The 21,396-nt window shown below is 59.3% G+C and carries 19 protein-coding genes; 11 read left to right on the plus strand and 8 right to left on the minus strand.

Features of this window, described 5'->3' with window-relative positions; genetic code table 11:
* Positions 1-334 precede the first annotated feature (334 nt).
* On the minus strand, positions 335-985 hold the full coding sequence (locus ABAC402_RS29860) for an alpha/beta hydrolase (RefSeq protein ID WP_023449426.1): 651 nt from the start codon (positions 983-985) through the stop codon (positions 335-337).
* Between the two features lie 171 nt (positions 986-1,156).
* Between ABAC402_RS29860 and ABAC402_RS29865 the strand changes: the two genes are divergently transcribed.
* The 11 genes from ABAC402_RS29865 (at position 1,157) to ABAC402_RS29915 (ending at position 11,606) form a co-directional block, all read left to right on the plus strand.
* Positions 1,157-1,681 (plus strand): Rrf2 family transcriptional regulator, encoded by a 525-nt coding sequence (locus ABAC402_RS29865; protein WP_023449427.1) that lies wholly within the window; start codon positions 1,157-1,159, stop codon positions 1,679-1,681.
* Positions 1,681-2,781, plus strand: coding sequence for a cysteine desulfurase family protein (locus tag ABAC402_RS29870; protein ID WP_023449428.1), 1,101 nt, complete (start codon positions 1,681-1,683; stop codon positions 2,779-2,781). Before ABAC402_RS29865 ends, ABAC402_RS29870 begins: the two co-directional genes overlap by 1 nt.
* On the plus strand, positions 2,781-4,247 hold the full coding sequence (gene sufB / locus ABAC402_RS29875; RefSeq protein WP_023449429.1) for a Fe-S cluster assembly protein SufB: 1,467 nt from the start codon (positions 2,781-2,783) through the stop codon (positions 4,245-4,247). The genes ABAC402_RS29870 and sufB overlap by 1 nt, the downstream gene beginning before the upstream one ends.
* Positions 4,244-4,615 carry a hypothetical protein gene (locus tag ABAC402_RS29880; protein WP_023449430.1) on the plus strand — a complete coding sequence of 124 codons (372 nt, stop codon included), beginning with the start codon at positions 4,244-4,246 and terminating at the stop codon, positions 4,613-4,615. The genes sufB and ABAC402_RS29880 overlap by 4 nt, the downstream gene beginning before the upstream one ends.
* 65 nt (positions 4,616-4,680) lie before the next feature.
* The gene (gene sufC / locus ABAC402_RS29885) at positions 4,681-5,430 is read left to right on the plus strand and encodes a Fe-S cluster assembly ATPase SufC (protein WP_023449431.1); all 750 of its coding nucleotides are present in this window, start codon (positions 4,681-4,683) and stop codon (positions 5,428-5,430) included.
* Entirely contained in the window at positions 5,427-6,497 is a 1,071-nt protein-coding gene (gene sufD, locus ABAC402_RS29890; RefSeq protein ID WP_023449432.1) for a Fe-S cluster assembly protein SufD, read from the plus strand. The genes sufC and sufD overlap by 4 nt, the downstream gene beginning before the upstream one ends.
* The gene (locus tag ABAC402_RS29895; protein ID WP_023449433.1) at positions 6,487-7,701 is read left to right on the plus strand and encodes an aminotransferase class V-fold PLP-dependent enzyme; all 1,215 of its coding nucleotides are present in this window, start codon (positions 6,487-6,489) and stop codon (positions 7,699-7,701) included. The genes sufD and ABAC402_RS29895 overlap by 11 nt, the downstream gene beginning before the upstream one ends.
* 13 nt (positions 7,702-7,714) lie before the next feature.
* Positions 7,715-8,107 carry an SUF system Fe-S cluster assembly protein gene (locus tag ABAC402_RS29900; protein WP_023449434.1) on the plus strand — a complete coding sequence of 131 codons (393 nt, stop codon included), beginning with the start codon at positions 7,715-7,717 and terminating at the stop codon, positions 8,105-8,107.
* Between the two features lie 2 nt (positions 8,108-8,109).
* Positions 8,110-8,499 carry an iron-sulfur cluster assembly accessory protein gene (locus tag ABAC402_RS29905; RefSeq protein WP_023449435.1) on the plus strand — a complete coding sequence of 130 codons (390 nt, stop codon included), beginning with the start codon at positions 8,110-8,112 and terminating at the stop codon, positions 8,497-8,499.
* Between the two features lie 139 nt (positions 8,500-8,638).
* Entirely contained in the window at positions 8,639-11,098 is a 2,460-nt protein-coding gene (locus ABAC402_RS29910; RefSeq protein WP_023449436.1) for a TonB-dependent receptor, read from the plus strand.
* Between the two features lie 91 nt (positions 11,099-11,189).
* Positions 11,190-11,606: a RidA family protein gene (locus ABAC402_RS29915; RefSeq protein ID WP_162148518.1), complete on the plus strand. Its 417-nt coding sequence runs from the start codon at positions 11,190-11,192 to the stop codon at positions 11,604-11,606.
* Between the two features lie 251 nt (positions 11,607-11,857).
* On the opposite strand, the gene ABAC402_RS29920 is transcribed toward ABAC402_RS29915, so the two are convergent.
* The 7 genes from ABAC402_RS29920 to ABAC402_RS29950 all read right to left on the minus strand — a co-directional run bounded on the left by ABAC402_RS29920 (position 11,858) and on the right by ABAC402_RS29950 (position 21,183).
* Positions 11,858-12,601 (minus strand): 1-acyl-sn-glycerol-3-phosphate acyltransferase, encoded by a 744-nt coding sequence (locus ABAC402_RS29920; protein WP_023449438.1) that lies wholly within the window; start codon positions 12,599-12,601, stop codon positions 11,858-11,860.
* Between the two features lie 73 nt (positions 12,602-12,674).
* Positions 12,675-13,733 carry a GGDEF domain-containing protein gene (locus tag ABAC402_RS29925; protein ID WP_023449439.1) on the minus strand — a complete coding sequence of 353 codons (1,059 nt, stop codon included), beginning with the start codon at positions 13,731-13,733 and terminating at the stop codon, positions 12,675-12,677.
* A gap of 96 nt (positions 13,734-13,829) precedes the next feature.
* On the minus strand, positions 13,830-15,278 hold the full coding sequence (locus ABAC402_RS29930; RefSeq protein ID WP_023449440.1) for a DEAD/DEAH box helicase: 1,449 nt from the start codon (positions 15,276-15,278) through the stop codon (positions 13,830-13,832).
* 252 nt (positions 15,279-15,530) lie between these two features.
* Positions 15,531-17,618, minus strand: coding sequence for a DNA topoisomerase IV subunit B (parE, locus tag ABAC402_RS29935; protein ID WP_023449441.1), 2,088 nt, complete (start codon positions 17,616-17,618; stop codon positions 15,531-15,533).
* Positions 17,619-17,764: 146 nt separating this feature from the next.
* A complete protein-coding gene (locus ABAC402_RS29940; protein ID WP_023449442.1) occupies positions 17,765-18,448 on the minus strand; it encodes a TorF family putative porin in 684 nt (227 codons plus the stop codon).
* Between the two features lie 362 nt (positions 18,449-18,810).
* Positions 18,811-19,458 carry a TorF family putative porin gene (locus ABAC402_RS29945; protein WP_023449443.1) on the minus strand — a complete coding sequence of 216 codons (648 nt, stop codon included), beginning with the start codon at positions 19,456-19,458 and terminating at the stop codon, positions 18,811-18,813.
* A 264-nt stretch (positions 19,459-19,722) separates the two neighbouring features.
* A complete protein-coding gene (locus ABAC402_RS29950) occupies positions 19,723-21,183 on the minus strand; it encodes an ammonium transporter (protein WP_235079947.1) in 1,461 nt (486 codons plus the stop codon).
* Positions 21,184-21,396 lie beyond the last annotated feature (213 nt).

The following is a 21,396-nucleotide window of genomic DNA, read 5'->3' on the forward strand; positions in this document are numbered from 1 at the left end:
CTTCAGCGCCGGCTATGTTGTGGTTTTTTGAGGGGATAGTTCATGAATCCGGGCGACTGCGTTCGCCGCGTCGCCCGCACCCGTTGCGGCACTGGCCGATGGTATCCCCGCAGCTTTCCAAGGAAAATGGAGCCACAGCCAGACTTTGATCACGGCTGGCCATAACAAGCTCGCGGGCTCATACAGCGATGTCGGCGACGCCGGTCAGATGACAGTGGACTTGACCCTGTCCCGGCAGAACAGCATTCTGACCTTATCTGGTGACCTGAACAGTCAGCTTGTTCGATGCCGCGAAAAGTGGAATCACGTCATCGATGAACGTCAGCGCCTAAGATCACTCGGCGTGGCCGGCCATGCGACGGTCGATATAGCTGCCGACATGACGCTCGACCTCACTTAACTGCTCTGTCCAGAAGTGGTTTGCGTCCGGCACGACCTCATGGTCGATGGTGATGCCCTTCTGGGTGCGCAGTTTGGCGACGACGCGATCGACCTCTGAGGTCGGCACAATGCTGTCATTGCCGCCATGCAGGAACATTCCCGAAGCCGGGCAGGGCGCCAGAAAACTGAAATCATAGGCATTGGTCGGCGGCGACACCGAGATGAAGCCGTCGGTTTCCGGCCGGCGCATCAGCAGTTGCATGCCAATATAGGCGCCGAAGTCGTAGCCGGCGACCCAGAACTGCGCCGCGGTCGGGTTCTTGGCCTGCAGCCAGTCGAGTGCGGTGGCGGCGTCGGCTAACTCGCCAATCCCTGCGTCGAACTCACCCTGGGACTTTTGCACGCCGCGGAAGTTAAAGCGCAGGACAGAGAAGCCGCGCGTCATGAACAGGTGGAACAATTGCACCGTGACCGGATTGTTCATGTGCCCGCCAGCCTTGGGGTGCGGATGCAGAATCAGGGCGATCGGCGCGTTCTCTGTCTTGCCGGCGCTGTATCGGGCTTCGATGCGTCCGGCGGCTCCCGCCAGGATGACTTCAGGCATGCAATCACCTTGTAAATTCAAAATATTTCGCAGCGCACACCATAATTCTTGACTAATTTAGTCGGAATTATTAAATTCACCCTAAGGCCTCATGGCGCGCCCTTGCCGCGCCTCTTAGCACAAAGATTTGTCTTTGCGCAGGTTTTTGCAAGAATTCCGCGAAGGTAGCCGATGCGCTTATCCACCAAGGGACGCTATGCAGTCATGGCCATGACCGACCTTGCGCTGAACGGTCAGGTGGGGCGGCCGATTTCGCTGTCGGAGATCTCCGAACGGCAACAGATTTCGCTGTCCTATCTCGAGCAACTGTTCGCCCGCCTGCGCAAGGCCGGGCTGGTCAAGAGCGCCCGCGGTCCGGGTGGCGGCTACTCGCTGTCGCGCGGCGCCGAGCGCTTGTTCGTTTCGGAAATCGTTCTGGCGGTCGACGAGCCGATCAAGGCGACGCGCTGCGAACTGACCTCCAACAAGCTGGGCGCCAACAAGCGCCTGGGAAAGGATCAGGCGGCGCTCGAAATCGGCTGTATGCCCGGCGGTCAACGCTGTTTGACGCACAATCTCTGGGAAGATCTCGGCGTCGCCATCCATGACTATTTGTCACAGGTATCGCTCGAAGACGTCGTGCGTAAACGTACCCGTAAGAAGGTACAAATCACCACGCCGGAACCGGTTCGGCCGCCGCAATTGCAGGAAGCCTGATGACCCTCTACCTCGATCACGCTGCAACGTCGCCGCTGCGCCCTCAGGCGCGCGAGGCGTTTTTGCGTGCGTCGGAACTGGGGGGCAATCCATCGTCCATCCATGCCGCCGGCCGCAAGGCCAAGGTTGTGCTGGAAGACGCTCGGTCGGATGTCCTGGGTGCTATCGGCGGTATCGGCGCTGGCCTGGTCTTTACCTCCGGCGGCACCGAAGCCAATGCCCTGGCTCTGGAGCAGGCCAGAGAATTCGACTATGTCGTGGTGTCGGCCGGTGAGCATGACAGCGTCTACGGCGCGGTGACGGGTGCGGTGGTCGCGCCTCTGACGGCGGACGGACAGGTCGACCTGGTTGCTCTGGAAAGCCTGTTGGCGCGCGACGGACGACCTTTCGTTTGCATCATGCTGGCCAATAACGAAATCGGCGTCATCAATGACATTGCCCGGGCAGCAGAGGTGGTTCATGCCCGCGACGGTTGGCTGCATGTCGATGCCGTCCAGGCCCTGGGAAAGATAGAGCTTGATTTTCAAAAGCTTGGCGCCGACTCCTTAGCGATTAGTTCACACAAGGTCGGCGGTGGCCAGGGCGTCGGCGCCCTGGTCTACGACCGTGATCGTACTGTGAAAGCCCGGACCTTCGGCGGAGGTCAGGAGTTGGGCTTGCGCGCCGGCACCGAGAATGTTCCCGGCATCGCTGCTTTCGCTGCGGCCGCAAAGGCTTGCCGGCCGGTCTGCGAGGACGTAAGCCGCGCCCAAGCCATGGTCGAAGCGGCTCTGCAGATTCTGGGTATCACCGTTCTGGGAGCCAACGCGCCTCGCGTCCCGGGCGTGCTGTGCCTGGCGCAGCCCTACTGGGCGTCGAACCTGCAACTGATCCACTTGGACATGGCCGGCGTCTACGTTTCATCGGGATCGGCCTGTTCGTCGGGCAAGGTCAAGTCGAGTCGCGTGGTATCTGCCATGGGCCGGCCGGATCTGGCCGACAAGGTGTTGCGGGTGTCGGCCGGTTGGACGACCCAGGCAGAGGACTGGCAGCGTTTTTATGACGTCTGGTCAAAAGGATACGAAGTGTATTTAAAGCGTCACGCAAAGGAAATGGCGTAATGGCCGCGGTCAAGGAAACCATCGAGACGGTCGCCAAGCTCGAAACCTATGAGCATGGCTTCGTCACCGATATCGAGATGGAGTTCGCCCCCAAGGGGTTGAACGCCGACATCGTGCGCTTCATTTCGGCTAAGAAGAACGAGCCCGAATGGATGCTGGAGATGCGTCTGGCGGCGTTCGAGCGTTGGCTGACCATGGAAGAACCCGACTGGGCGAAGGTCAACTACACCCGGGTCAATTACCAGGATCTGTACTACTACGCCGCGCCGAAAAAGAAGGTTGGGCCCAAGTCGCTGGACGAGATCGACCCGGAAATCCTCAAGACCTACGAAAAGCTCGGTATCCCGCTTCGGGAGCAGATGGTCCTTGCCGGGGTTGAAGGCGCGCCAAAATACGCTGTCGATGCTGTCTTCGATTCGGTGTCGGTTGTCACGACCTTCAAGGATGAACTGAAGAAATATGGCGTCATTTTCTGTTCTATTTCCGAGGCCTTGCGCGAACATCCTGAACTGGTACGTCAATATCTCGGCACCGTCGTGCCGGTGTCGGACAACTATTTCGCTGCCCTGAACGCAGCGGTTTTTTCCGACGGATCGTTTGTCTATGTCCCGCCGGGCGTGCGCTGTCCGATGGAGCTGTCGACCTATTTCCGCATCAATGCCGAAAACACCGGCCAGTTCGAACGCACCCTGATCATCGCCGACAAGGGCGCCTATGTCTCCTATCTGGAAGGCTGCACGGCGCCCCAACGCGACGAAAACCAGCTTCACGCCGCCGTGGTTGAACTGGTCGCTCTGGACGACGCCAATATCAAATATTCGACGGTGCAGAACTGGTACCCCGGCGACGCCGAGGGCAAGGGCGGGATCTACAACTTCGTCACCAAGCGTGCTGACTGCCGCGGCGCCCGTTCGAAGGTATCGTGGACCCAGGTCGAGACCGGGTCGGCCGTCACGTGGAAATACCCGTCCTGCATCCTGCGTGGCGACGACAGCGTCGGTGAGTTCTACTCGATAGCTGTCACCAATGGCGCGCAACAGGCCGATACCGGCACCAAGATGATCCACCTGGGCAAGAACACCCGCTCGCGTATCATCTCCAAGGGCGTGTCGGCGGGCCGTTCGTCCAACACCTATCGCGGCCTTGTCTCGGCCCACGCCAAGGCAACGGGTGCGCGCAACTTCACCCAATGCGATAGCCTGCTGATTGGCAAGACCTGCGCTGCCCACACCGTGCCCTATGTCGAATCGGATACGGCGAAGGCGCAGTTCGAGCATGAAGCGACGACGACGCGTCTGAGCGAGGACCAGTTGTTCTACGCCATGCAGCGCGGCCTGAGCCAGGAAGAGGCTGTAGCCCTGCTGGTCAACGGCTTTGTTCGCGAGGTATTGCAGGAACTGCCCATGGAATTCGCCGTCGAAGCCCAGAAACTGGTCGCCATCAGTTTGGAAGGAAGTGTGGGATGACCGAAGGTTCGCGTCCCAGCCTTGAAAGCATTGTCGGCGGTCCGCGCCCGCGCTGGCAGCATAGGACTGCCAGATCTATCTTTGAGTATGTTGTCGGCCTTCCTGTCTGCATAGGCTTGGGTCTCGCTTTCAACATTTGGCGCCCCGAGGCTGAGCTGAATGCCATAGCCGTTGCCGTTGCTGGTTTTCTGTTGACGGTGGGAGGCCTGTTTCTCAGCCGGTGGTGGTATGCACGGGAATGTGCCTGGCAACATTCCGAACTGCTCTCTCGCGCAGGCCGGCATGGTTATTCGGAGGCGGACGTCGTCGATTTCGAAGAACGGCTGGAGTCAGAGCAATATGCGCGCGAAGACGAACTTTGCAGATAAAACCGAAACCTGGCCCTTTCGGCGATAAAGCCGATAAAATGACCTAGCAACCAAGGCGAATTGCATTGCTTTCCATACAAAACCTCACTGTCTCTGTTGACACCAAGACCATCCTGAAGGGCCTTAGCCTGGCCGTGCCCAATGGCGAGGTCCATGCCATCATGGGTCCCAACGGCGCTGGCAAGTCGACCCTGGGCTACGCCCTGGCCGGCCGTCCGAACTACAACGTCATCAGCGGCACCGCCACCTTCAACGGCGAGGACCTGCTGGACAAGGATGTCCACGAACGCGCTGCCGCTGGCCTTTACCTGTCCTTCCAGTATCCTCTCGAAATTCCCGGCGTTCCGGCCTTAACTTTCCTCCGCACCGCATTGAATGCACAAAAGAAACTGCGTGGCGAAGACGAAGTGTCCGCGCCGGATTTCCTGCGCCGGATGCGCGAGATCGCCAAGTCGCTGAAGATCGACATGGACATGCTCAAGCGGCCGCTCAATGTTGGTTTTTCCGGCGGCGAGAAGAAGCGCATGGAGGTGCTGCAGATGGCCATGCTGGAACCAAAGTTCCTGATCCTTGACGAAACCGATTCCGGCCTCGATATCGATGCGCTGAAGGTCGTGTCGGATGGCGTCAATGCCCTGCGTTCGCCTGATCGCGGCATGTTGGTCATCACCCACTACCAGCGCCTGTTGGACCATATCAAACCTGACCAGGTCCACGTCCTGGTCGCTGGCCGCATCGTCAAGTCGGGCGGTCCGGAACTGGCGCTGGAACTGGAAGCGCGCGGCTATGACGAATATCTGGGAGTTGCGGCGTGAACGCTCTGACGCCCCTTGATATCTTTGATCCGTCGTCCTACCCAACGCGCCGCGACGAGGAGTGGAAATACTCAGATTTGTCGCGTTTGCTGCGCGAGGCGCCGGAACGGTTCGCGCCGGTAGAGTTGGATTGGGACGCTCTGCCGCCTCAGCAAGCCGATGGCAATGCGGTTATCGTCAACGGTGGTTTCAGCCAGACTCCAAAGATACTGGCGAATCTTGCTGACAGAGCTCATCTTACATACATCAGTTGGGGATATCCTAAAGCCATCCTAGGGCACCAGGGCGAAGGGCATGTCCGGATCGAAGCGGGCCGCAAGGTCTGCATTTTCGAGGTCTATGACTTTGGTATCGCGCCGGAAGTACATCGCGAATGTACTTATGTCGGGAACACAGCCTTGCATTTTTACTTGGAAGAAGGTGCTCATCTGATCCGGATCGTCATTCTGAACGAGCCGGCCGCCGCGATATCCATTCGGCGATCAACTGTTGAGACCTCGCCTAACAGCGTATTTAAACAATACGTTTTCTCAACTGGCGCGAAGTTCCAGCGCTTCGAAACCCACGTTCGCCATGCGGGCCATGGCGCTGAGGTGGTTCTCGACGGCGCCTATTTGCTGAAAGACAAGCGCCATTTCGACATGACCACACGTGTAACCCATGCCGAGATCAACGGTACCACCAGCCAGACTATCCGCGGCTTGGTCAAGGATCAGGCCACGGCTGTATTTCAAGGACGCATTCTGGTCGAACGTGGCGCCGATGGCACCGACGCCCGCATGCGCCACCAGGCACTGATACTGAACGATGGCGCGCACATCCGTGCAAAGCCGGAGTTGGAAATCTATGCCGACGACGTCCAATGCGCCCATGGAAATACGATCGGTGCACTGGACGAAGAATCGCTGTTCTTTTGCCAAGCCCGAGGCATGGATGAAGCGACGGCGCGCGGCCTACTGACCCATGCTTTCGTGCTACCGGTTGCCGATGGCATTGAAGACGAGGAAATCCGCGGAAAAGTATTGGAATTCCTCGAAGGGGCGGGGGAGAATTTTCATGCCGTTTGATGTCGAAAAGGCCCGCGGCGATTTTCCGATTCTGGGCCGTGTGATCAACAACAAGCCTCTGGTCTATCTCGACAGTGGCGCCTCGGCGCAAAAGCCGGAAACCGTGATCGAGGCGATGTCGCACGCCATGCGACATTCCTATGCCAATGTGCACCGTGGCCTGTACCGTATGGCCAACGAGGTCACCGACGCCTACGAGGCCGGCCGCGAGACCGTGGCGAGCTTCATCGGCGCGGAAACGAATGAGATTGTCTTCACCAAGTCGGCGACCGAAGCGGTCAACCTGGTGGCCAATAGCTGGGGCGATCGGCTGCAGGCCGGCGACGAGATCCTGACGACCGAGATGGAGCACCACGCCAACATCGTGCCGTGGTACATGTTGGCCAAGCGCCGTGGCGCGGTGCTGCGCTACGTGCCCATGCTGGATGACGGCAGCCTCGACATGGCGGCGTTTGACGCGGTTCTCACTCCCAAGGTCAAGATCGTTGCCGTCACCCACATGTCGAATGTGCTGGGGACCATCAATCCTGTCGCCGATATCGTCGCTAAATCCCATGCCATCGGCGCGAAAGTGATGATCGATGGCGCCCAGGGCGTCGTGCACCTCAAGGTCGACGTCAAGGCGATCGATGCCGACTTCTATGTCTTCTCGGCGCACAAGCTGTACGGCCCCACCGGGCTGGGCGTGCTGTACGCCAAGTCCGAACTGCTGCATGACATGCCGCCATGGCAGGGCGGCGGCGAGATGATCGGCCGTGTTACAAAAGAAGAGATCACCTGGAACGAACCGCCGCACCGCTTCGAAGCCGGTACGCCCGCTATCCTGGAGGTCATCGGCCTGAAAGCCGCCATCGACTGGCTGAACCAGTTCGACCGCGCCGAGGTCGAGGCCCATGAACACGCCCTGTATCAGCGTGCCTATGATCGCCTGACCCAGATCAATAGTCTGCGCGTCCATGGCACGGCGCCGGGCAAGGGCTCGATCCTGACCTTTTCGCTGGGCCAGGCCCATGCCCACGACGTGGCGCAGATCCTGGACCGTTATAATGTCGCTGTGCGCGCAGGCACCCACTGCGCCGAGCCGTTGATGACCCGTTTGGGCGTGACCTCTACCGTTCGCGCCTCCATCGCCCTATATAATACCCAAGCCGAGATCGACACGCTGGCCGAAGCTGTCGAGAAGGCCCAATCCTTCTTCGCCTGAAAGCGATTTTCGTATGAGTGACGACGCAACCCCGACCCAGGACCTGTTTAGCCTCGACGATATGGGGGCCAATCAACCGCAGGCTCTGGAACAGGCCGAGCTGGAACGGCTGACCGATGAACTGATTACTGCCTTCAAGTCGGTGTACGACCCGGAAATTCCGGTCGACATCTACGAACTGGGACTGATCTACCGCGTCGACGTCTCCGATGAACGCCATGTTGTCGTCGACATGACCCTCACCGCGCCGGGTTGCCCAGTGGCCGGGGAAATGCCGGGCTGGGTCGAACAGGCCGTAACCGGCGTCAAGGGCGTCGCCTCGGCCGAGGTCAACCTGGTTTTCGAACCACCCTGGGATTCCTCGCGAATGAGCGATGAAGCCAAGCTTCAACTGAATATGTTCTGATCATGGAAATCCAACCAACCCTTACCCTGCGTCCCCGCCGTCCACGCCCGGCCGTCGTTACCCTGACCGATGCTGCTGCCGACCAGGTCAAGGCGATCATGGCCCGCGCCGACAACACCTATGCCGGCCTGCGCGTCGGCGTAAAGCAAGGCGGCTGTGCCGGCCAGGAGTATGTCCTGTCCTACGCTGACGCGATTAGCCCGCTCGACGAGGTTGTGACCGACAAGGGCGTCACCGTGCTGATCGACCCGAAGGCCGTCCTGTATCTGGTCGGCACGGTCATCGATTATGAGACCACCAAGCTGGCGTCGAAATTCGTGTTCAAGAATCCGAACGAGACCGACGCCTGTGGCTGCGGCGAAAGCGTCACCATCAAGCCGGTCGCTGAGTAACCCGCGGGACACAATCTGTTGGTATAGGCCGATTGACATCGAAGCTTCACATCTCTGCAATCACCCCGTCATGACGGACGCCTAGCGCTGATGGCGATGACGTGCGCGTAAGGCACGTCTTGTCCCATGGGGTTTGATCATGCATGTTTCCGCCTTCCGTCCGTGGCTGATGGCCGCGGCCAGCCTTGTCGCCGTCGCTGCCGCCACCTCCGTCCAGGCTCAGGACGCTTCGCAAGACGCTGCTTTGACCGCGCAAGAGCAGCCGATCGAGGTGATCATCACCACGCAAAAGCGCAGCCAGGCGCAGTTCAAGGTGCCGGTGGCGGTAACGGCGGTGTCGCAAAGCTTCATGGATGAGGTCGGCATCAACGACTTCGCCCAGCTGTCGCGCTTCGTGCCGGGCTTCGAGGTCCAGGACCAATCGCCGAACAATCCCGGCTTCGTGATCCGCGGCATTACGTCGGATTCCGGTGAATCGGTCGGTGAAACGCGCGTATCGGTCTTTCAGGATGGCGTGTCGATCTCGCGGTCGCGCGGTTCCTATGTCGAGCTGTTCGACCTGAACCGCGTCGAAATCGCCAAGGGGCCGCAATCGACCCTGTTTGGCCGTGGCGCCCTGATCGGAGCCGTCAACATCATACAGGCCAAGGCGAACCCGACGGCGTTCGCCGCCAGCGCCGCGCTTAGCCTGGGAAGCCTTGACTACCGCCAGTTCGACGCCATGATCAACCTGCCGCTCGGCGACACCGCGGCCGTGCGTGTCGCCGGCCGCACCAAGAGCCGCGATGGCTATACCGAGAACCTGCTGGGCGGCGAGGCCTTCAACAGCCTGGACACCGATGCCGCGCGTATCTCGTTCAACTGGCAGCCGACCGAGGCGTTCAACCTCGATCTGATCTACAATTTCCAGCAGGACGGCAATAGTGGCACCGGCTTCAAGTCGGGCACCTTTGTGCCGACCGACCCGACGACGGGCCAGGTCCTGGGCGATACCAGTCCCTTCACCGGCGCAGCTTTGGTTGCCACCGACGGCTTCAAGGGCGGCCGCGAACTGGGATTGGACCGCACAGTCGAAGGCACAACCCTGCTGATGACCTATCGCCTGTCGCCAGCCTTTAGCCTGACCTCGACGACGGCGGTGCGCCGCTTCAATTCCAGCGAAGTGTTTGATGCTGATGGCTTCTCCCTCGGTCTTCTGACCGCAGCTGAGGACGCCAAGGCACGTCAGGCGTCGCAGGAAATCCGCCTGAACTATGACGGCGATCGTTTGTCGTGGTTTGCCGGCGCCAGCTATTTCGACGAACATGGCTCGCAGCATGTGCCGTTGCAGATCGACGAACTGGGCTATCTGGCCTTGCTCAACAATCTGCTCAATCCAGCGCAACCGGCGACCAGCGCCCAGATTCGCGCTGGCCTGGGCGCCACCTCCTATGCTCCGTTCGTCAGCTTCCTGAAAGCCAACCATCGCGAAGCCTATACCAATTTTGGCGACACGACCTCGACGGACGTCTTTGGCGACCTGACCTACCGGTTCACGCCGAAGTTCGAGCTCAGCCTCGGCGTCCGCTATACCCAGGACGACAAGACCAGCGGTTACCGCGCTGAAGTTTCAGACAACTCTGGCCTGGCTGCCCTGCAAGTGGCCAATGCAGCGACCACGGCCTGGGCGACGCAGTTCTTTCTGACAAACGGTTTCCCACCTTCAGCTTTGCAGCAACAGGGGTATTTCCAGGCGCAGTTCGGCGGCGCCCTGGCCCTGCCGCTGGGCCTGACGGTCCAGCCGACGAACGGCCGTATCGACAAGCCATTCGAGGATGATGGCGTCACCTGGCGCCTGGCCGGACGTTATGAATTCAGCCCGCAGGTCTCGACCTATCTGTCCTTCGCCACAGGCCGTCAACCAAAGACCTTCTCCGGAAGCGCCCCGTCTCTGCCCGGCGGCGCGCCGAGGTTTACCGAAGCTGCAGCGGAAACGGTTGACAGCGTTGAACTGGGGGTCAAGTCCCGTCTGATGAATGGTCGCCTGATCTGGGACAGCGCCGTCTACAATTACGACTACCAGAACTTCCGCACCACGGTCCAAACCGGTCCAACCACCTTCGAAGAACGCAGCGCCGGTGAAGCCAATGCTTACGGTGTCGAAACCCAGACCCGCTTCCGCGCGCGTCCCGGCTTCGACCTGTTCGCGAGCTATGCCTACAGCCACGCCCGCTTCGGCAACGGCCTCTATGAAGGCAACAGCTTCCGTCTCAATCCGGACCACAAGCTGTCGCTGGGGGCGCATTTCGTCCGCAACAGTGGCGGCGCGGTGTGGACGGTCACCCCGACCTACAGCTGGCAGTCGGAAATCTTTTTTGACGACGACAACGATCTCAACGATGCGAAACAAGACGAGGTCCAGAAGGCTTATGGCCTGCTAAACCTGCGCTTCGGCTACGCGCCGGACAATGCGCGCTGGAAGCTGGAATTGTTCGTCGACAACGCGACCGACAAGAACTACCTGAAGGATGCTGGCAATACCGGCGACGGGGTCGGCATCCCGACCTTCATCGAAGGCGCTCCGCGGACCTACGGTCTGACCTTCCGCATCCGCAACTGACCTCGGCAGGTCCCGGGCGACGTTGCGCGTCGCCCGGGACTATGTCATGTCATGCTGCGGACATGCAAAGGAGGCGGGTATGCGTTTGAGATTGATCACGCTGGCCGCCATGCTCCTGGCGATGCCTGCCTATGCCGAGATTCAGCGCGACTATAGGCACCCCTGGGAAAAGGAAATCGGCTACGCAGCCGCGGTTCGCCATGGCGACACGTTGTATGTTTCCGGGGTTGTGGGGCAGGGCGCCACCATGGCCGAGCAAATGGCCGATTGTTATCGAAAAATCGGCGAGATCCTGACGGCCCATGGCCTGAATAGTAGGGCTGTCGTTAAGGAAACCATATATACGCGCGATATCGAGGCTGTGAAGGCCGCCATTGCGGTGCGCAAACTGTTTTACACCGGTGATGCCTATCCCGCCGCGACCTGGGTACAAGTTGATCGCTTGTTTAATGCAAGTGATGACATAGAGATCGAGGTCCAGGTGGCGTTTTTGAGCGAAATCCAATAATTTGTGCGGCACGATCGGCTAAACTGCACGACCAGACAAAAAGTCAGAGATCAATCCGATAAAGTGGACACCACTTTTCGGAAAAGCTGCGCGAGAAAACGAAAAACTCAGAGCTGCTTTTTCGATGTTATCAAAACACATAGCGGTCCAGTTCCCTCGTCGTAAGGCGTTGTGCTTGCACCTGCGTATCGGCGTATCGACAGATGAACCAGATGCGTCGCGCCGGTATTGTGTTTTAGATTCAGCGCGCTTTACTTTTCTACCAATACGGACGCCTGGAAGGGGGCTCCAGTCGCCTCGGCGATCAGCTGCTGCGATCGCGTTTCGATCTGGTCGCGCAGCAGGTCCAGGAAGGCGTTCTTGTCCATGCCGGGCTCAATTGGATCGAGGAATTCCAGCACCGCGGTACCAGGCGTTTTCTTATAGTGTTCTTCCTGCCAGAACAGACCCAGGTTCGTGGCCACCGGCACGACCGGCATGTTGAAATTGGTCATCATGTGCCAAACGCCCGAACGATACCTGCGGTAGGTACCTGGTGCATTGAGGTGGCCTTCGGGGTAGATCAGGATGCTGCGGCCGTCTTTCGCGGCGTCGGCCGAGCGCGAGGCCAGGTTCTTGCGCGCTTCGTGGCCGCCGCAGTTATTGACGACAATGGCTCCCAGCTTTTGCAGCAAGGTGCCCATCAGCGGAAATTTCTCAAGATGGTCGCCGGTGACGAAGGCCAGGTCGCCGAACTGCGAATAGATGCAGTAGCCGTCACCCCAGCTGTGGTGCTTGCAGGCAAAGATGACTGGCCCGGCGGGCAGGCGCGCCTTGCCGCGGACCTCCAGCTTGATCCCGGCGAAGATATCCATCGCCTGGACCATGCGGCGGGTATAACGCCTGATGACCCAGCCCACCGGCTTACGGCCAGGGAAGACGGTCAGGAACAGCGCAGTCATGCCATAGACTACTGACAGGAACCAATAGGCGATGGAAAAAAGAAAACTGTTCATGAAATGAGGCCTCGAGGCAGAGGTGAGTTTGAACATTGTTCAAACTCTGAGTCAAGACCTGAAATAATGGTGATCAGGCGGCGTTGGAACCGCGCGTCTCGCCCTCGGCGACGGTGACCTTGTTGCGGCCGTTGTTCTTGGACAGGTAGAGGGCCTTGTCCGCACGATCGAGCAGGTCGAATGAGTCTTCGCCGTGGGTGCGCTGGGCAATGCCAGCCGAGATGGTGACGGTACCCAGGTCTTCGTTGGTCGAGCGGCGCTTGAGGACGCGTGATGCGATTTCGGTCCGGGCCTCGTTAAGCAGGCGTTCCACCGTGTTCGCGGTTTCACCCGGGAACAGCAGACCGAATTCCTCGCCGCCATAACGTGCGGCCAAACGCGGCGGACGGCCAATACGCGCCAGGACCGAGGCGACATAGCGCAGGACCTGATCGCCGGTCTGGTGGCCCCAGGTGTCATTGAAGCGCTTGAAATGGTCGATATCGATAACGGCCAGGGTTAGCGGTCTGGTGACGTCGTCGCTGTCGCAGTGGGCGTCGAGCGCTTCGTCAAAGGCCTTGCGGTTAGCCAGGTTGGTCAAGGCATCGGTCATGGCCTCCATTCGCACCTGATCCAGATGTTTGCGCAGGCGGGTGACTTCGCGAGAGGATTCCGACAGGCGGCCTTCCAGCACGCTGTGCTGGGTGAGGACCTGGGTGGTCGCGGTGGTCAGGCTGTCGATCAGACCCTTCAGGGCGGCCGTATCGACGGCGCTCATCGTCTTTTTGGCGCCTTCGAGCGTTTCGCCGTAGTGCTTTTGGGCCTTCTGGGCTTCGACAATGACTTCGGTGATCGAGGCCAATTCGCGCGTCAGCTTTAGGCCGGCGTCGCGAACTTCGTCGTTCAGTTTGAGGCGGGAGATGAACTTGGCCGCCAGGCTTTCTGAGATTTCTTCGGAAATGGTTTCGCCCGCCGCGATCAGACGGTAGATTTCCTGGGCCAGGGCGCCGTCGGGGTCACCGGCAACATGCAGCCAAAGTTCGTAGTTGAGCGGAGTTGGCCACACGCCGTGGTCTTGCATCAGTCGCAGAGCTTCTGCCGCCAAAGCATAGGCGGCGGGGCTTCTGACGCTGATTTCTATATCGTTGCTCATCAATCCCTCTGGCGTCCCTTACAGGGTCACTTATCTCGTGACAGGGAGACTTTAGAGAAATTGTTCTGACAGGCGGTTAACGGCGGGTACTTTTCGTCATGAATCCGCTTTTATGGTAACCGGACGCAGAAGAAAGGCGGGCATGTGATCGCCAAACGGACTATCGACCTTGGCTTTATCATTTGATTTTTCTGACGTTTTTTCGCGACGAGACGGCTTTTCGGGCCTGATTTCAGCCTTCGCCGGAGCGGTAGCGGGCGCTTCTTTTCTGGGCTCTGCGACCGCTTTTTCCACCGGTTCATAGGACGCGACCGTGTCACGCTTGCCCTTGGGTGCGTAATCGCGGTCGCTGCGTGCCCTTGGGCGACTGCTTTCGCGTTTTGCCGGGCGCGGTGATTCGTCCAAGGCACTGTAATCGATGTCAAGTTCCAGGACCGCCGGATCTTTTTTGATCAGCTTGACGACCTTGTCGTAATTCTTTTCGTCGGCCTGAGACAGCAGGAGATAGGCATCGCCCGAGCGGCCCGCCCGGCCGGTGCGGCCAATACGGTGAACATAGTCGTCAGCGTGGTGCGGAACATCGAAGTTGAAGATCTGCCCGACGTCAGGGATATCGAGACCGCGCGCGGCCACATCCGAGGCCACCAACAGGGTCAGGTCGCCCTTGCGGAACGAGTCGAGCGTCTTCATGCGCAGCGCCTGGTCGAGGTCGCCGTGGATCGGGGCGGCATTGAAACCATGGCTGATCAGTGACTTGGCGACGATATCGACATCGGTCTTGCGATTGCAGAACACGATACCGTTCTTGATGGTCAGGGTCTTGAGCAGGGCGCGCAGGGCTATGCGCTTAGCGCGCACGTCCTTATGCGGGATACGCAGGACGTACTGGCTGATGTTCTCGTTGGTTGAGGCCGGGCGCGACACCTCGATGCGGACCGGGTTGCGCAGGAACTGGCTGGTAAGCCGGGTGATTTCCGGTGGCATGGTCGCCGAGAAGAACAGGGTCTGGCGGTTCGGCGGCGTCAACTTGAAAATACGTTCAATGTCGGGGATGAAACCCATATCGAGCATGCGGTCGGCTTCGTCGACCACCATGATCTGGACTCCGGTCAGCAGGACCTTGGAGCGCTCAAACAGGTCAAGCAGACGACCGGGCGTGCAAATCAGCACGTCAACGCCCTTGTCGAGTTTGGCGACCTGGTCGGCCATCGAGACACCGCCGATCAGCAGGGCCCAGTTGAGCTTGTGATACTTTGCATACTTCTCGAACGCCTCGGCGACCTGGTCGGCCAGTTCGCGCGTTGGAGCCAGGACGATTGAGCGCGGCATGCGGGCTTTGGAGCGGCCGGCGGCCAGGCGCTCGATCATTGGCAGGGTGAAGGCGGCGGTTTTACCGGTGCCGGTCTGGGCAATGCCCAGGACGTCGAGGCCGGTGAGGGCGATAGGAATCGCCTGTTCTTGGATGGCCGTGGGGGTATCATACCCCGTCTCGGCAATCGCCTTGAGCACTTCGGCGCCCAGGCCCAGATCTGAAAACTTCGTCATTGGGGTTCATTGCGCTTTTGCGGTGCGGTAGTCAATGGACGTGTAACGGGGTTTGGGGCCTGCGGCCCCATAAAACCTTCCCTTGATCTTCTTCTGACCTCATCTTTAGGGGCGAGGTCAGAAGAAGGAAAATGAAGACTTGGGGGCGAAGCCCTTTGCTCGTCGCGTAGCTCCGAGCGTTCGTCGCGGAAGTCGACACACTGTGTCGACTTCGTACGCTTTGCGTTCAGCGAAACGAAGCGCCTCACCTGATTACACGTCCAGGTCCTCTGTCGCGAATTCCGCGTTGTCCTGAATAAACCGGTACCGCAGTTCCGGTTTGCGACCCATCAGGGTCTCGACCAGATTTTCGATATCCTCTTCGTCATGCGGCAGTGTCACCCGCGCCAGGGTCCGCGTCTTCGGATCCATGGTGGTTTCCTTCAACTGCGCCGGCATCATCTCACCCAGGCCCTTGAAGCGGCCGATTTCCGGCTTCTTGCCCTTGAAATGCTTGGCCAGAATCTCGGCGCGGTGGGCGTCGTCCTTGGCATAATGCACTTCCTTGCCATGGCCGATGCGGTATAGCGGTGGCATGGCCAGGTACAGGTTGCCGTTGCGGACCATCGCCGGCATGGTGCGGTAAAAGAAGGTAATCAAAAGACTGGCAATGTGGGCGCCGTCGACATCGGCGTCGGTCATGATGATGATGCGCTCGTAGCGCAGATCCTCTTCCTTGAACCTGGCGCCAGGCTGAACGCCCAAGGCGAGCCCCAGATCTGACAGCTCAGAGTTCTGCCGCAACTTGTCCACCGTGGCTGAAGCCACGTTCAGGATCTTGCCGCGCAGGGGCAGAATAGCCTGTGTATTGCGGTCGCGGCCTTGCTTGGCGGAACCACCGGCCGAATCGCCTTCGACAATGAACAATTCGGTGCCAATGGCATCCTGGCGCGAACAGTCGGCCAACTTGCCTGGAAGACGCAACTTGCGCGTTGCCGAAGCACGCTGAACTTCCTTGTCCTTGCGCTTTTTTAGCCGTTCTTCGGCCTTCTCAATGATAAATTGCAGCAGCTTCTCGGCCTGCTTCGGCGACCCGGTCAGCCAGTGGTCAAACGGGTCGGCCAGGGCGCGTTCGACCAGGCGAGCGGCATCGCTCGACGACAGCCGGTCCTTGGTTTGCCCCTGGAATTCCGGATTGCGGATGAAGACCGAAATGACGATGCCGGCATAGGCCGCGACGTCTTCCGCCGTGATCAACGCACCGCGCTTGTCGCCGGTCATCTCGGCATAGGTCTTCAGCGAGCGCGTCAGGGCGGCGCGCAGCCCGGACTCGTGGGTGCCGCCGTCAGGAGTCGGGATGGTATTACAATAGGATTGGACGAAGCTGTCGTGGTCGTCGAATCCGGCCGCCGACCAGACGACGGCCCATTCGACCGCGCCCGCATCATCCTTGCGTTCAACACGCCCCGAAAAAATTTCGGTTATCGACTCAGTTCCCTGGATGCGTTCGGCCAGGTAGTCGGCCAGGCCGTTGGGGAAGAAGAACTTGTCTTCCGGCGGCGTCTGGTCGTGGATCTGAGACGGTGCGCATTTCCAGAAGATCTGCACGCCACGGAACAGATAGGCCTTGGCCTTGGCCATCCGATACAGCCGCGCCGGCTTGAAACGAATGCTGGTGCCAAAGATGTCGACATCCGGCAGGAAACGCAGCTTCGAGCCGTGCTTCTTCGACGGCTGGACCTGCTCGATCGGCGCCAGGACGAGGCCGCGCGAGAAGTTTTGCTGCCACTCATGACCGTCGCGCCACACGGTGACCTCCAGCCGTTCCGACAGGGCATTGACCACCGACGCGCCGACCCCGTGGAGACCGCCCGAGGTGGCGTAGGCCTTGCCCGAGAACTTGCCGCCGGAATGCAGCACAGTCATGATAACTTCGAGCGCGGACTTGCCGGGATATTTCGGGTGCGGATCGACCGGGATACCGCGACCATCATCGCGGACGCTGACATAACCGTCGGCATCCATCTCGACCCAGATCGACTTGGCGTGATTCGCTACCGCCTCGTCCATAGCGTTGTCCAGCACTTCGGCGAACAGGTGGTGCAGCGCCTTTTCGTCCGTGCCGCCAATATACATGCCCGGCCGCATCCGCACCGGCTCAAGCCCTTCCAGCACCTCGATGCTGGAGGCGGCGTAGCTCGAATCGGGGATGTGGGGTTGCGAGAGGGGCACGGGATTGGAGGCTACGAGTTTGGCCGCGGGCTGTGGACGCTTGGCGGCAGGGGGCGATTCGGGGGTAGGGGAGCCTTCAGGCTCCTCACCACCGTTGAACAGGTTGGGCTGGGGCGTGGTCGAAGTCATGGGCTTTACGGTGACGTGATTCGTTTCGAATCAAGTAAGCGAAACGCCCGACTTGGCAAGGCATACACAAAGAAAAAGGCCGCAGGTCGATAACGACTTGCGGCCCAATTGTAAGCCTTGCGGCCGGTTAGCCAGGAGATAATCTCTTAGAAGCCGACCTTCAGCGTCGCATAGATGTTGTCCGGCAGGTCCTCGCTGGGGACGTCGATAGGATCGACATCGGGACGGCCAGCGTCTGAGTAGCGAACGTCAAGCGACAGCGCGTCGGTGATGGCGTAGGTCACGCCGACGTTCCAGGTGGAGTAACCGGCAGCTTCATAGTTGCCGATGGCGCCCGAAACGGTCCACTTGTCGCCGATCGGCTGGGAAGCGTTAACTTCGTAATACGGATCTTCCAGGTCTTCGGCTGGCAGATACATGGCGAAGCCGATCGAGCCGGCGCCCATAGGGTGGCTGACGGCGGCCTTCAGTTCACCAAAGTCGAAATCACTGTTGTCGCTTTGATCTGGGTAAAAGTAGTGGATGTAACCGAAGTCAAACGAGAAATCGCCGGCAGACGGCGTGATGCCGGCATACAGGTCAACCTCGGTGCTGGCGGTATCGGCGCCAAAGTCAACGTTCGAACCCCATGCGCCAACGTAGTACATGCCCTTTTTGTAGTCTACGCCGCCCTGCAAAGCCGCGTTATCGTCAGTCTGGGTGACGCCGCGCCAAACATAGTTATTGGTGGCGGCGATGTTGAAGCTCAGCTCACCGGCGTCCTGCGCCGACGCTGCGCCGGCGAACAGGGCGCTGAGAGCTACAGCAGCGACAAGAAGAGTCTTTTTCATAGTTAAAGTTCCCAGTTCCTTGGTTACGGCCGGTGCGACACAGGCACCGGCATTGAGTCGATTAGGTGTGTCGGTAAAACCTATATTAATGTACCAAAAAATGCGAACGGGTATAGCCCCCATGAGCGTTTCGCCACGCTTTGATGCATATTTACCACGATTATTTCAAAGGCTTACAGCATATTTACAGACTTGGGGGCGAGACCTGGATTTCGCCGGCGCTGCCGGGCCGGCACGCATTTGTCATATTTAATTCACTGAAAACACTGCGCTTTCGCCGGGTTGCTTTCTCGCGAGTGCGAAACAAAGCAGGGCCGCGGCGGCGAACCGCAGCGGCCCTTCAGCGTAAACCCAGGTCAGGTTCAGAATACGGCCTTCAGCGTAACAGCCAGGCGCGGCTTGGCCGGTTCCAGCCATTCCGGGATGTTGGTGTCCGAGAATCGGGCGTCAAGCGCCAGGGTCGGGTTGAAGGCGTAAGTGACGCCGATGCTTCCGACCGAATACTTGAGGCCGGAAAGATCCTGTTCCCCGACAGCGCCCGACACGGTGAGCTTGTCGGTCACCGGATAGGCGGCGTTGATTTCATAGTAGGTGGTGTCGTCGAAGTCGATGTTGTGGAAGTAGGCGGCGCCGATAGAACCCTTGGGAAGGGCATAGGTGACGGCAGCCTTAGCTTCAGTAGAATTAAGCGTTTCATCGCCATACTGATAGGTGACGAGGCCGAGGTCAAACGTGGCAGCGCCGACGACCGGCTTGATGCCGGCGTACAAGTCGACTTCGTAGTCGGCGAAGTCGACGTTCGAGGCCCAGCCGCCCGCGTAGAACATGCCGTTGCTGTAGTCGACGCCACCCTGAATGGCCGGGCTGCCATCGGTCTGGGTGAAGCCGCGGAAGACGTAGTCATTGGTCACGGCGATATTGTAGCTGACGGTGCCTTCGGCCGAAGCGGAACCAGCGAAAGCCATGGTAGCGGCAGCGAGAGCGGTCGCGGCCAGGAGAATCTTCTTCATTGTGTTGTTCCTCAGATGCGTTATGTCCAACCCGACCCAAGGCGTTTCCCGTATAGTTTTGACGTTTTTTATTGCAGTGCAATCAAGTTTGCACATTTATGACAGCCATCCAAGACCTGTGTCAATATAACCCGTTGGTGTGACTAAAAATACACAATTGATATAATCAGTCGGCCATTACTGGCTATGTGCCAACAAAAAAGGGCGCTTCCGAAGAAGCGCCCCGTCTCTTTTGTGCAACAGGTTAAATTTGGGTAAGTAGGTTTAGTGATCCATGACTTCGTCGTGTTGCGACGAGTCAAGACCGGCGTCTTCATCAGCTTCAGACACGCGCAAACCTGTCGTGAACTTGCAGATGATGAGGATGATCAGAGTGCCGATTGCTGACCAGGCGACGGTGACGCCCAGGCCATACAACTGCTTCATGACCTGTTCAATGCCCGGGTTGCCCAGAGAATTTACAGCCGGGTTAGCCAGAACGCCCGTCAGCACAGCGCCCAGGAAACCACCGGCACCATGGATGCCGAAAGCGTCGAGCGAGTCGTCGTAGCCGAGCAGCTTCTTGATCCAGGTTGCCGAAATGTAGCAGACCGGACCGGCGAGCGCGCCGCAAATTATAGCACCGACAGGGTCTACGAAACCGCAGGCCGGGGTAATGACGACCAGGCCGGATACCAGACCGGACAGGATGCCGATCAGTGATGGCTTGCCGCGGAAGACCCACTCAACGATCTTCCAGGAAATGCCACCCATACAGGCTGCCAAAATGGTGTTCAGCAGAGCGACAGAGGCGATGCCGTCACCCGCCCACTCCGAACCGGCGTTGAAGCCGATCCAGCCGACGAACAGGAGCGACGCACCGATCATCACGAACACAACGTTGCCCGGAGCCATGTTTTCCGAGCCGTAACCCTTGCGGCGGCCGAGGAACAGGGCTGCGACCAGACCCGCGACACCGGAGTTGCAGTGAACCACGGCGCCACCGGCAAAGTCGAGAACGCCAGCCTGACCCAGTAAACCACCGCCCCAGACCATGTGGCAGATCGGCGCATAAACCAGAAGCGACCACAGAATCATGAAGAGAATCAGACCCGAGAACTTGACACGTTCGGCAAAGGCGCCGGTGATCAGGGCCGGGGTGATGATGGCGAAGGTCAGTTGATAGGCAATCCAAGTATATTCAGGAATGCCCGCAACGAAGCCATTGCTGTAGGCGGTCGTCATGGTTGTCTTGGCAAGCAACAGATTGTCGAAGCCGCCAAAGAACAGGTTCAATGTGTCGGCGGGTATGCCGAACAAGGGTTCGGCGACCTTGCCGAACGCCATAGAGTAACCGACAGCCCACCATGCAACGGAAACGAAGCAGGTGATGGCGACCGATTGGGTAACCGTAGCGACGATGTTTTTCCTGCGCACCATGCCGCCATAAAACAGCGCCAGGCCCGGCAGGGTCATCATCAGCACCATGGCGGTACAGAAGATGAGGAAGGTAGTAGCGGCTGGATCCAGCACCAGTTCGACCTGGGATGGAAGCAGGGTCGCAGCCGCCGGAGCGGCTTCCGCTGCAGGAGCAGCTTCCGCGACCGCAGAGGCGGTTTCAGAAGCCACGGCTTCGGCCGAGGCCACCGCTGTGTCCTGGGCGAGAACGACACTGGCGGCGGGAGCCACCAGAAGGAGGGCGGCGGCCGCAGCCACAGCTCTCGAGAGTTTGATCCACGTTTTCAAAGTATCCCCCTTGGATAAGCGGATATTGCACATGCTCACAGTGCCGTGACTTCGAAGGATCGGAAAGGGGATTGTGAGGTTAACGAAGCGTAAGGCTGGTTCGCCGGGACATTTGCGTCATTTATGTGTCAAATTGTGGCAAAAGCCAGCCAAAACACCAGAAATAGATATGGTAACTAACGAAACTAAATTAGTATCAATGGTAATAAAGGC

It is taken from the genome of Asticcacaulis sp. AC402 (assembly GCF_000495835.1).
Taxonomy (GTDB): domain Bacteria; phylum Pseudomonadota; class Alphaproteobacteria; order Caulobacterales; family Caulobacteraceae; genus Asticcacaulis.